Genomic DNA, 13,245 nt, shown 5'->3' on the forward strand with positions numbered 1-13,245 from the left:
CTATGGTTAAACAAATGTTTTAAAATATTTCGACATCTTTTGATCTATTCCTCCAATGATTTAAAAACCGGGAAAAAGTAACTAATAATTTTTGACTTAATAGGTGATGGGGGGACAAAATACCCAGCCCGCTGTATAAGGGGAGTCATTCCTTCTTTCCATACAAGCAGAAACGGCTGTCGCCGTTAAAGAAAACCTCCTGCCTCCCCAGGACGGGGAGGCAGGAGGTTACTCAATGCTGTATTCCCATTAGCCGATTTCACTATGGAAATCATGGCCGGGATTATTGCATCTTGCCTCTTCTTCTCATGAGCAGCAAGCCTGCAAGCAGAATTAGTGCTCCGAATACTCCTAAGTTATACAAGTTGGTGGATGTATTCGGTAATCGGTTGTGCTCTGAAGCTGGCGATTGGGCCGGCGAAGCGTTATCTGCAGGCACCTCCGGAGTCACTGCTTCCTCTGGTTCTGCAGGTAATGCTGTCTCTTCTTCCGGTTCTGCCGGAGGTGTTACTTCTTCTGGTTCTGAAGGAATCTCAACATCTCCGGATGTGGATCCTTCTCCAGGCTCAGATGGGGAGGTTTCGTCTTCCTCATCATTAGAGTCAGTCGGAGGTGTTCCTCCGCCGCTGGATGGAGGGGTGGTGTCCTCGTCCGGTTCCGCAGGAGTTGTCGGCTCCTTCACTTCGACAATGATCGTGACTTCTGTCCGGCCGCCTTTGCCGTCGTCAATGATCACCGTGAAGCTGTCCTCTCCGACAAAGCCCGGATCCGGTGTATAGGTCCAGTTACCATCTTTGTCTACTTCCACCTTGCCATGCTTTGGATCTTTTCCTTTTTCATACGTAAGATCATCGCCGTCCGGATCTTCACCTTCGATTTTGCCGGATACTGGTGTATCCTTCGGTGTCGTTACTTTAACATCCGGTGAAGTCGGTGGACGATTGTCATCAGGGTCGGTTCCGTTTCCTGGGTCTGTTCCAGGATCCGTTGGCGGAGTATTCGGCTCCTTCACTTCGACGATGATCGTGACTTCTGTCCGGCCGCCTTTGCCGTCATCAACGATCACTGTGAAGCTATCCTCGCCGACAAAGCCCGGATCTGGCGTATAGGTCCAGTTACCATCTTTGTCTACTTCCACCTTGCCATGCTTCGGATCTTTGCCTTTTTCATACGTAAGATCATCGCCGTCCGGATCTTCACCTTCGATTTTGCCGGATACCGGCGTATCCTTCGGTGTAGTTACTTTATAGTCCGGTACGATTGGCGGATGATTGTCGTCAGGGTCGGTTCCGTTTCCTGGATCGGTTCCATCGTCAGGATCCGTCCCATCGCCAGGATCCGTCGGCGGTTTGTTCTCCACGCCGATTTCTACCGTCGGTCGACCCGGCTTGTCCATGTCGCCTCCGGTTACTTCGGCGATATTCACAATCTTACGGCCTTCTTGGCCGTCCAGGATCATCGCTTTGAACTCCAGCGTATGCCATTCTGTATCCGATATATCCCCGTACATTCCAACGACCCGACCGTCGGCAAAGTAGCCGTTATCATCATATACATTTTCGGTAACTGTGGCTTGATTAGCGTATACACTTCCGGTAACGGTAACTGTAGCTCGATTGAGGTTGACGTACACGTTATCGGTGACCGATTCCCCATCGACCTTCAGACTGCCCGGTACGTAGGCCAAGCCTTCCGGTAGGACGTCGGAAATGACGAAATTGCGGATCAGACTGTCACTTACCGTATTACGAGCCTTAATCGTGTAGATCACGGTATCGCCGACTTCAAACACGCTCTTGCCGGCTTCCTGATTGACCGCCGTCTTTACCGATTCCAGCGTCGAATCCCGCGGGAATACTTCGATTGTCGTCGACGGTTCATCCGGCTCTTCCGTATTGTCTCCACCGACTACGGCGATGTTTTGAATATCTGCACCAGCCTGGCCTTGGTCTACGGTCACTAAGAAGGTAACCGTATGTTCGGCGGTATCCGTCACATGACCGAAGGTTCCTGTGACCTTGCCGCCTACCACATGACCGGCGTCATTGTCTTCGGCATCGGTTACTTTGCTGCCATCGACTTCGAGACTGCCCGGCACATAAGTTAAACCTTCCGGAATGATATCCGTGATGACCAGGTTTTCGACCAAGCTATCTGCGATCGTATTCCTTGTCGTGATGGTGTAACGAATGGTGTCGCCCACTTCTGGGTTGTTGGCATCCGTATTTCCATCTGCTTTTTCATGGATATTGGCGATCTTTTTAGATTCCAGCTTCGGATCTTTCGGGTCAACCTTGATCGGAACCTCTGGATGGGTTGGCGGCACATCTTCACCTTCCACCATCGCAATGTTTTTCAGTTCCTTCCCGGATTGCCCGGACAGAATCTTGGCATGGAAGGTCAGCGTACGCCACTCGGTATCTTTGACCTCACCGAAGTTTGCCGTAACGGTGCCATTCTCAAATGCTGCATCTACTTCCGGATCTGCTTTCAAGCTGCCTTCGACATATTCCAGTCCTTCCATCAGCTTGTCCGAGATCGTGAAGTTGTTAATGATACTCTCCGACACAGTATTACGAGCTTTAATCGTATAAACTACGATATCGCCGACTTCGTATTTCTCTTTAGCTTGATCCAAGTTCGCTGCCGTTTTTTCGGATTCAAACTTGGGATCTCTTGGATATACCAGTACTTCTTCTTCCGGGCTGTCTGGTTCAGGAACATTTTCACCACCGACAGTGGCGATGTTTTTAATGTCTGCGCCAGCCTGGCCTTGGTCTACGGTCACTAAGAAGGTAACCGTATGTTCGGCGGTATCCGTCACATGACCGAAGGTTCCTGTGACTGTGCCTCCGACGACATGGCCTGCATCATCGTCTTCGGCATCCGATACTTCCTCACCATCGACTACAAGACTGCCTGGCACATAGGTCAAGCCTTTGGGAATCATATCCGTGATGAACAGGTTTTCGACCAAGCTATCTTCGACCGTATTCCTTGTTGTGATGGTGTAACGAATCGTGTCGCCCACTTCTGGATGATCGGCATCTTTATTGCCATCCGCTTTTTCGTGGATACTAGCGATCTTCTTAGATTCCAGCTTCGGATCTTTCGGGTCAACCTTGATCGGAACTTCTGGTTTTGCTGGTGGGACATCTTCACCTTCCACCGTCGCAATGTTTTTCAGTTCCTTGCCTAATTGTCCAGACTGAATCTTGGCATGGAAGGTCAGTGTACGCCACTCGGTATCTTTTACTTCACCGAAGTTTGCCGTAAATGTACCATCCTCAAATGTTGCATTTACTTCCGGATTTGTTTTCAAGCTGCCTTCGACATATTCCAGTCCTTCGATCAGACTATCTGTAATCGTGAAGTTGTTAATGATACTTTCAGATACAGCGTTTCGAGCTCTGATGGTATAAACAACGGTATCGCCAACTTCGAATTTCTCTTTAGCCTGATCCAAGTTGGCTGCCGTTTTTTCGGATGCAAACTTTGGATCTCTTGGATATACCAGTACTTCTTCTTCTGGCTTATCTGGAACTTCCGTATTGTCACCACCGACAGTGGCGATATTTTTAATATCTGCTCCAGCTTGTCCCGCTCCTACTTTGACGAGGAAGGTCAATGTGTGTTCGTCCGTATCCGTAATGTCACCGAATTGACCGATGACGGTGCCTTCTTTGTAGTGGCCGTTGTCATCGTCTTCTGCATCGGTGACGGTTTGACCATCGACTTTCAGGCTTCCAGCTACATACTCCAAGCCTTCTGGAATCGCATCTGAGATGACCAGGTTTTTGACCAAGCTGTCTGTTACGGTGTTTTTCGTACTGATCGAGTACAGCAGCGTGTCCCCGACTTCCGGATGTTCCAAATCGGTGTTCCCAACCGCTTTATCTTGGATGGTGGCGGTCTTCGTCGATTCTAACACCGGTTTCTGATAAGTAAGTGGTGTTTTCGTCTCATTCGAATCGACTTGTTCTTCTTCATTTGTTAATAGATTGTCATAGCTTACTTGTGCTTTGTTGACAATTTGATTGATACTATCACTAACTAAAGCCTTTACTTTAAACTGAACGGTAATTCCATCAGGTAAATTGCTCGCGTTTGGCAGGTCTCCTAACTTAACAATAACTTTCTGCCCGTCGAAATGACCGGCATCGCTATCGTCTTCATCTGTTAAGTCGCCTTGCCCCGGTCCGTTTGTAATTTTTAACGAGCCTGGAACATATACTGTACCTTCAGGAATAGCGTCCTCAAAAACTGCATTAGCCGCAATGTCTCCACCATTGTTCTTAATGGTTACTTCATAGGTTAACTCTTGGCCAGCGAAGACTTCGCCCTCCGGAGAAGCTGTTTTTTCTGCGACAACACATGGTTCAGTGCCAAGGAAGATGTCGTCTAGGAAATTGCCAGTTTGAGGTTCCCCGTGAACCGAGTCTACTGCTTCAAAACCAAATCGAGTTACAGTTTGACCAGCAGGAACTGTATAAGTTCCACGATACTCTACCCACCCTTCAGAAGTGTGGGTGCTTATCGTTTCAACAACCGGTAGATCACCAGGAGCAGTCGTATTTGAACCGATTCTAACTGTCATTGTATCGTACCCTTGCACATGTCTATGGTATGCAGCTCTGTGTGATAGTCGCCAACTAATCGTTTGTCCCGGAGTTGTTTTTACATCCTGATACAATTGACTAGATTCAGAAGCGTTTAATTCTACATACTGCTCTCCATCAGGGACATCAGTTATATGATGGTATTTGCTATTTATATCAGGATCTATACCAAGTTTAGTTGGAGAGCCAAATTCAATAACTCCTGTACTATCGGTAGTTTTCCAGCCTGGTACAAAATCATCATAGATGTACATCCAAGAGGATTTACCACTTTGATTGATAGCATCATCAGGAAGATTCGACAAATCCGGTTCCTCAAAACTACCATTAATCAGCGCCACTGGTGCTGCACAGGCGTTTGGGGGTTCTATCGGATCAGGCGGATACACGTCAATGGTATGGTTCGGCTCGTCTGGCGTGTCTAGATTGTCGCCAGTGATAGCGGCAATATTTTCAATGGTCTGGCCGGCTTGTCCAGAAGTAACCTTCACTTGGAACGTAAGGGTATGCCATTCGGTATCCGCTACATCTCCAAACCTTCCGGTTGCTTTAGCACCGACATTCTCGCCTTGATCATCATCTTGATCATCACTGACGACTGTACCATCTACAGTCAGGGTACCCGATACATATTCCAACCCTTCCGGAATCTCATCCGAAATGACGAGGTTTTTCACCAGACTGTTTTCGACCGTGTTTCGCGTCTGAATCGTATAAAGAAGCGTATCTCCTACTTCCGGATGTTCCACATCGGTGTTACCTTCCGCTTTTTCCAGAATCTCTGCTGTTTTTTTAGATTCAAGTACTGGACGATTGGGTTCGAATTCCGGCAAAACTCTTGATGCTAAGTCAAAAATTAAACCCCCTGTCATAGCGCCTAGGTAAGTGGTACTATTAGTTTCCGGGTCAATTATATAGAATTTTGGATTAGGATTACCGCCAGCCAGCAGCATTTTTCCGCTGGGCAAAAAGCTGATTCCTCTAACCCCCCACTCTATAGCTACACCATCTGAATTAGTTATAGGGACTCTGCGTAAAACATTCGCAGTCTCTCGATCCAACTGCATAACTGAGTTAGCTCTATAAAACCAGAGGTAGCCGTCACCATCGGCAACAATATCGCCTCCTAAGTCTGCGGCCGAGCTATCAAGGCCCTTTATTTCGGTAGAAGTCTTATTGCCGGTACTTAGATCATAAGAACCTAGGAATGCTTTGTCGCCAATTCCATAAGAATAATAATATTTCCCATCATAAATTACAGCATTGCCCGCGATACCATCTAACGTTGTTACATATTCTGCTTTCCCATCAGCAGCGATTCTGTAAAAGTTAGCTGATCCAAGGGCACTAGCATAGAAAGCATTTTCGGTCAAAGATAGCGCTAATCCGTTTAAATTATTCACAGTGATGCCTGTTATAGGGACACTTGCCTTGGCAGTAGTTGTTGGGTTATTTCCATCAAATTGAACAAGGGTCATTCCCTGGGCACCATAGGAATCTACATCATTAATCGAAAAGGGTTCTGCAGCATGGATTGGTGCAGGCGAAACAAACGGCAGTACCCCCCCAATGACGAGTAAAAATACACAAAATTTAACGAGGAACTGTTTTAATTTGTATTTGTTTGCCCTCGTTAAGCGAGTACTACTCAAGCGTTTCCCTCCCATCGTGGTTGTTAGACCGGTAGTATAAGTTCAGTTCAGTATCGATCTTTCCCACTATGCATTACATGTTCAAAACCATTCGTTTTCTTATCCGTTGTCAATTTGCTCATATGATGGTCGCAACTGATTTCGATACCATCTCCCCTATCTTTTTGTTCTGATATGAACCATATAATCATGTAGGAAAACATCATCAGAGATTCGACAACCACCTTCCTTCTTGGATTTAAACTATTGTTTAAATCTTATGAAGATTATACATCTGTTTTAAACACTTCGACATCTTTTGATCTATTCCTCCAAATAATATAAAAAATAAGAAGGATTCACTAAAAATGATTAATATTATTCTCGGTGAGAGGACAAAATACCCAGCCCGCTTATATAGGCGGAAATTATTCTTTCTATTTCTCTATAATAAATAGAAACCTCCTGCTTCCCCAGGCAGGGAAAACAGGAGGGTGCACATTTGCTTATTCCCATGACACGAATCACTATAGAAATCCATGGCCGGGAAGGCTTGCATCTAGCTGTCTTCGCTTTTTATGAGAGCGATCTTATCCGTTCCATTGATTAACCATTTCGTTCCGATACTCGGTTGGGGAGCACCCATTCAGCTTCCGAAACGTCTTGGCAAAGTGGGAATAATCCTCAAACCCAACCGAATGGCCAATCTCATACACCTTGATGAACGGCTTCTGTAAATAGCGCTTGGCCTGCTCAATTCTCAACCGGGTCAAATAGCGGATGAACGATTCGCCGGTCACCTTTTTGAACAGGGTGCCTAAATAATTCGGAGTTATCCCGAAATCATCAGCTACCTCGCCCAATGACAGCTTCGGGTCAGAGTACCGCGATGCCATAACCGACAGTACTTCCTTTATCATCGGATGCTTGTTCTCTCCTATGGCCTGCGGCTCATGGACCGGTTCGACGGTTGCCGGACGGCTCTGCCTCTTATGCTTCAATTGTTGAAGCATGGCAACGAAATAATCCGGATCGATCGGCTTGAGAATATAATCCGCCGCCCCGCAGCGAATGGCCGTCTGGGCATATTGGAAATCCCCGTATCCGGACAGGATAACGAAGTCCGTCTGGATCTGGCGCCGGCTCATCTCCTGCATAAGGGTAAGGCCGCTCATCCCCGGCATGCGAATATCGGTTATTACGACGTCGGGGGTATAAAACTCGAGAGCTTGCAGCGCCTCTCTCCCGTCGCTCGCTTCAGCCACAATCCGTATCCCTTCCGTTTCCGTTTCGATCAATGTGCGGATCGTCTTCTTGACGACCCGTTCATCGTCAACCAGCATAACATTAAGCATGTCTTACCCACCCCTGATAAAGGATAAAGCCGTCGTTCGACTATCGGAGGCACACTCCTTCTATTCTTTGAGAGACCCGAGCATAGCTCCTTTGACAAAGTGCTTCTGCAGGAACGGATACACCAGCAGAATAGGCAGCGTCGTGAAGATAATGGCGCCCGCCTTAATCATCTCCGGAGTCTGCAGCACATCCGTATCGAACATGTTGCTGTCGAAGCCCGAGTCAAAGCTGCTGTTCTGAACCATATTGCGAAGCTTCAATTGCAGCGGGAACAAATACTCCGAGCGAATGTAAATGAGTGCGCCGAAGTAGGAATTCCACTGCCCCACCGCATGGAATAGAGCAATCGTAGCCAAGACCGCCTTGGACAGCGGCAGGACGATGCGCACGAAAACTCCGAACTCTCCGCAGCCGTCGATTTTGGCCGCTTCAATCAGCTCTTTGGAGATCCCTGCGAAGAAGGTTCTCATAATGATAATATAATAGGCGCCTAGTGCACCAGGAATAATTAACGCCCACAGCGTATTATTCATTCCCAGCGCGTTGACCACCAGGAAGCTGGGGATCAGCGGCGACGGGAAAATAAAGGAGATTAGGATAAGTCCCACTATCCATTTGCGCGCGGGCATCCGCGGTCTCGTCAAAGTGTAGGCCAGGGACGAAGTCAGCAGGAGACACAGCAAGGTTCCCACGAGAGTGATATAGATGCTGACCCCCATGGCGCGCCACATATCCGCCATACCGAACAAGGTATGGTACACATCCAGGAAAAACCCTTTCGGCCACAAATAAACCAGCTTGGCCCCGGCATATACCGGATCGCTCAAGGACACGGCAAGCAGGTGGATCATCGGAGCAATCATGGAAAGACTAATCAGGAGGATGACAGCACCATTGGTCCATTGAAACAGCTTATCCGAACGCTCCATGTTCATATTAGTCCCTCCATTTCTAGTAGATAGTTTCCCCGGTCGTCTTCTTGCTCAGCTTGTTCAACGAGACGACCAGAACGACGCTGACCACCGCTTTGAAGATACCGATAGCCGTTGTATAGCTGTAGAGGCCTCCCGTCAACCCGACCCGGTATACATAAGTATCGAACACCTCGCCTACTTCCCTTACGAGCGGGTTCAGGAAGAATAGGACTTGCTCCACATTGGCGTCCATCAGATGGCCGATGCGCAGCAGGAACAGAATGATGATCGTGGGCATTAGCGAAGGAAGCGTAATGCTCCACATTCTTCTCCAGCGCCCTGCCCCGTCCACCATAGCCGCTTCGTACAAGTTAGGGTTAATCGAGGTCATGGCGGCCAGATAGATGATCATCGACCATCCGATTTCCTTCCATATTCCCGCACCAATGACAACGCCGAGGAAATACTTGGGCTCAGTCAGGAAGGATACGGGCTCGAAGCCAAACCGGCCCAGAATCGTGTTGACAATCCCCTCATTGGCCAGAACTTCAACGAAAATTCCGCCAACAATAACCCAGGACAAGAAGTGAGGCAGATAAAGCAAGGTCTGCATAGTCCGTTTAAACCATTCCATACGGATTTCATTCAACAGCAGCGCCAGAAGCAGCGGAGCCGGAAACCCGAACAGAATGGAATACAATCCGAATCTCAGCGTATTTTTCAAGACCATGAAGAATTCCGGGTAGTTGAACATATAGATGAAATGCTTCAAGCCTACCCATTTGCTGTGCAGGAAGCCCTGGAACAAATTGAAATCTTGAAAAGCTATAATGTTCCCCGCCAGAGGAATGTACTTAAAGATAAGAAAATGAAGCAATCCGGGCAGCGCGATTAGAAACAGGACAACAGGGTCCGTCCATTTGATTTTCCGAAGCAATGGTACGTCTCCTTTCGTGATGAAATGGAAAGTAGTGTTCCAGACGCCATTACCTTATTGTCCCTGTCTGAAAGATGTATACCATTCAGTCGCTTCCTTGATCATTTGGTCCCCGCCGCGGCTCTTCCATTCCTTCACGAACTTGTCGAAGCCTTCATCCAGGTCTTCCTTGCCCACGACCAGCTTCACGAAAGTATCGTAAAAAATGCTTCCGGCTGACAGATCCACGGCAAGCTCCGGATGCCCCACCAGAGACTCCAGCGGCGGCATTCCCAGCGAATCATGCTTGTAAACAGATTTCTCCGCATCTTCATAACCCTTCATGATATGCTCCTCTTCCGGCACATACTTGATCAGGGAAGACCGGCTGGAGCCCCGTACATTAATGGTCTTGCGGTGAAAGCCGCTGGCCTGATTATCTACGTTGACCGGAGCTTCGGCGTCATATTCGATTTTCCCGTCCTTCTCCGTATAATTGTGACCCTCTATCCCGAAGCCGAAGAACTTATCCGCTTCCGGGGTTCCCCATGCCCAGTCCAGAAATTTGATAACCTCTTCAGGATTCTTCGTTGTGGATGGAATAACCCATACGAAATCAATTCCTTCCGATTGCGGCTGGAAATAGGATTCTCCGCGCGGTCCTTTCGGCGGAACGATCATGGTCGTCTTCGCATCCGGCTGGTTAATGTACTTGGTGATATCGGTGAAAGTGCCATATTGATTGGCGGCGGCCCCATAGGAACCAACATAGCCCTTGAAAATTTCAGTGATGCGGTCGGCTTGCTTCTTGGTGACGAAATCTTTATGAATGTAACCGTTGTCATACAGCTTCTTATAAAAAGCGATTGCTTCCTTCATTTCCGGTTGAATGATATCCGGCTCCATCTGCCCGTCGCGCATCTGCCACGCGCCCGGCCGCACGCCGAAGGACCCGGTGAACACATCGCTCCAGCCGATATTGTCCGTAATGGCCAGGGCATATTCATTATTCGGATCGCCGTCTCCGTTCATATCGTTCTGCTTCACGCCTTCGGCAAATTGCAGAAATTCGTCCAGGGTAGTCGGCACATCCATATTGAGCTTATCGAGCCAATCCTGGCGGATGAACATGATCCGGGTTGCCGGAGCCGCCGCAAGAATCGGGATACCGTATGTCTTCCCGTCCTTTAGAACGCGGGGACTTTTCCAGGCCACCTCGGGAATATTTTTCTTAATATTGGGTCCGTATTTATCCAACAGCTCGTCCAGCTCCAGGAAGACCCCCTGATCGACAGCGCCGGCATGTACGTTCGAGCTGATTCCGCTGGTCATCACCAGATCGCCCAAATCTCTGGACGCAAAGCGGAGAGCCAACTGCTGATTATAGTCCGCACCGCCTCCCCAGGTCATCAATTCATACTCGAGATCATAGCCGGATAGCCGGCTGAGTTCCTTGATATATTTCTCTTTCTCACTCGCCGGAGCCTGTGCGGCAAACATTCCTCCGCCATCCGTCGTCAGAATATGAAGCTTGACCGGCTTCGCCTCCTGTTCCGGGCCTGCCCCCTTCGTTTCTTTGGCACCGCTTCCGCAAGCAGGCAATGTAAGCGCTGCAGCAAGAAGACATACGGAACCTATTGCTTTTGACCGTCCTTTCATGTTCGGTCTACCTCCCTTTCTATGTTTGCAATCGATTATATCAATGGCCGTGCGCGGCCTATATGGTCTAACTAAGGAAATTATGGTCAATTCCTCGCTGGCGGGCTATGACCATGTATTTATTTCGTCTGCCGGGCGATAGGGAAGTCGGACTTCGAAACAGGTTCCCTCTTCACCGGAATGCAGGATGTGCAGCCCGTAAGGGGGCCCGAAGGCCAAGCGCAGCCGGCTATGAACATTCCAGAGGCCGATTTGCCGGATGGTCTTTCCTGCCGACTCCACATCTTCAGACGCAAAGGCCTTATTAAATTTCGCCATAGTGCCCGGATCCATTCCCCTCCCCTTATCGATCACCTGCAGCTTGAAGCAGCCATCTTCCGCTTGTCCTGCGATGAGTACTTCGCCAGGATGAAGTCCGTGATTTTCGTAAGCATGGATAATCACATTCTCAATGATAGGCTGCAGGATCATCCTGAACAGTTGAACTTGATCCAGATCCTTCTCCTCTACGGCGATGTCGAACCGTAACTGCTCATAGCGCTCCTGCTGTATTCTTAAGTAGTTGCGAATATGGTGAATTTCCTCGCGAAGCGGTACCGGATGCCGGGGATCACTCGCACTGTAACGAAACATCCCGGCCAGCATGACCGTCATTTGGCTGATCGGCCTGACCTTGGCCTCGATCGCATAGGAATTGATAATTTCCAGACTGTTGTACAGAAAATGCGGGTTAATCTGAGACTGCAGCGCTTGAAGACGGGCTTCTCTCTGCTTAAGCTCCATGTCTTTGTGCTCGATGCGGGAGAGATGAATGACCTCGACCAATCTTTTGACCTCCAACAAAATTTTATTGAAGGTAATGAAGGCGAGAGCGAGAATTATCAGCCCGACAATCGCTGTAATCATTCGTAAATTGGGAAGCGTACCTACCAGCTGGTTCATAGGAACCTCGGACAGAAGCGTCATTCCGGTAGCTTTGGAGGTTTCATACACGATAATTTTATGCTCCTCCGCAGTGCGGTCGATAAAATATCCGCTCGTTTCCCGCATCTGCTCCCTCCAGACACCGGGGACCTCTTCCCCCCATTTGGCAAAATCGGAATGATACAGAAACTGATGATTGGCTGTATCGATAATAGCGATATGGTCATCCTCCCCGGGTTTTCGGCCGTCATCCATATCCAGCAGCCGGTCCAGCGAGAAAGCATAGATCATCGCTCCGGCGAAGCCGAAGGTAATATTGTCGAAGATGCTCCGCTGTACCATGACGACGGGAACTCCTCCTACTTTCTGAATGCCTATGACCTTGAAGCTTTCATCCGGTTCGACCGAATCCCGAATGTCGACGCCCAACCGGTTCGCGATCTGATCGCCAAGCACCGCACCTTTAACCGAATACATATAGAATCCGGCGAATTCGTTATTGCCGTAGGCGATCTTCGGGTAGATCTCCTGGCTGATTTCCGACTTCAGCAAATACAAGCTATAAGCGTCGCTAGGATCGTATTTGACAAACTGCTGTATCCTGGGATCGCCCGGAAGCGTCTGAGTATCCAGCTTGATTCTGGCAAAATATTCGTCCAGGCGCTTATTCAACTGCCTGATCCACTGCGCATTGTAATAGACCGCGCTGTTCTCGATCGTCTGGGTCGTTTTGTTATACCATATCACTCCGATAATAAGAAAGGGGATACAGAAAAAAACGAGGAAAAACAAAGTTAACTTCTTCTTGATGGATAGCGGGCGAAACCAGTTCATGAGAGTCCCTTCTTTCCCCTGTGTAAAGTCCAATCCTTGCTGTTCCACATTTTATCCGTCATATCCTCTTCGGGCAAGGGAAAATCGTTTCGCTACACGGCCGCTGAAAAGCCTGCGAATCTGCATCCTTTTGGCCGTTTAGCTGCACGATAAAGGTTTATACAGTACTTTGCGGGGAGCCCTGTAAAATCCCCCACAAAGTGACGTATGACCTTCGAAGCGTATTCCGTCCGCACTCCAACGGAGTCGGCGTCTAAACCTTCCTCTAATCGCGGTCGTTCTACCTGCTTTGCTTCGACAAAGGTTTATACAGTACTGCGGGGAGCCCTGTAAAATCCCCCACAAAGTGACGTATGACCTTCGAAGCGTATTCCTAGTACTTTGCGGGGAGC

At 48.6% G+C, this 13,245-nt stretch carries 5 protein-coding genes and 1 pseudogene; all 6 read right to left on the reverse strand.

Translation table 11 applies throughout. The features are described from left to right. Positions 1–304 precede the first annotated feature (304 nt). Positions 305–6,271, reverse strand: a pseudogene (locus ACTHRH_RS16650) (isopeptide-forming domain-containing fimbrial protein); the annotation flags it as partial. Between the two features lie 569 nt (positions 6,272–6,840). Beyond that, a complete protein-coding gene (locus ACTHRH_RS16655) occupies positions 6,841–7,605 on the reverse strand; it encodes a response regulator transcription factor (protein ID WP_440416617.1) in 765 nt (254 codons plus the stop codon). 60 nt (positions 7,606–7,665) lie between these two features. After that, on the reverse strand, positions 7,666–8,541 hold the full coding sequence (locus ACTHRH_RS16660; RefSeq protein ID WP_440416619.1) for a carbohydrate ABC transporter permease: 876 nt from the start codon (positions 8,539–8,541) through the stop codon (positions 7,666–7,668). A 16-nt stretch (positions 8,542–8,557) separates the two neighbouring features. Further along, a complete protein-coding gene (locus ACTHRH_RS16665) occupies positions 8,558–9,457 on the reverse strand; it encodes an ABC transporter permease (protein ID WP_440416621.1) in 900 nt (299 codons plus the stop codon). Between the two features lie 54 nt (positions 9,458–9,511). Then, on the reverse strand, positions 9,512–11,095 hold the full coding sequence (locus ACTHRH_RS16670; RefSeq protein ID WP_440416623.1) for an extracellular solute-binding protein: 1,584 nt from the start codon (positions 11,093–11,095) through the stop codon (positions 9,512–9,514). A 105-nt stretch (positions 11,096–11,200) separates the two neighbouring features. Next, positions 11,201–12,853, reverse strand: coding sequence for a cache domain-containing sensor histidine kinase (locus ACTHRH_RS16675; RefSeq protein ID WP_440416625.1), 1,653 nt, complete (start codon positions 12,851–12,853; stop codon positions 11,201–11,203). Between the last annotated feature and the right edge of the window lie 392 nt (positions 12,854–13,245).

It is taken from the genome of Paenibacillus sp. SAFN-117, assembly GCF_051966115.1.
Classification (GTDB): domain Bacteria; phylum Bacillota; class Bacilli; order Paenibacillales; family NBRC-103111; genus Paenibacillus_L; species Paenibacillus_L residui.

Bases quoted from the DNA above. Each gene is read 5' to 3' on its own strand.
- ACTHRH_RS16655 (WP_440416617.1), bottom strand. From the start codon at position 7,605: ATGCTTAATGTTATGCTGGTTGACGATGAACGGGTCGTCAAGAAGACG.
- ACTHRH_RS16660 (WP_440416619.1), bottom strand. From the start codon at position 8,541: ATGAACATGGAGCGTTCGGATAAGCTGTTTCAATGGACCAATGGTGCT.
- ACTHRH_RS16670 (WP_440416623.1), bottom strand. From the start codon at position 11,095: ATGAAAGGACGGTCAAAAGCAATAGGTTCCGTATGTCTTCTTGCTGCA.
- ACTHRH_RS16675 (WP_440416625.1), bottom strand. From the start codon at position 12,853: ATGAACTGGTTTCGCCCGCTATCCATCAAGAAGAAGTTAACTTTGTTT.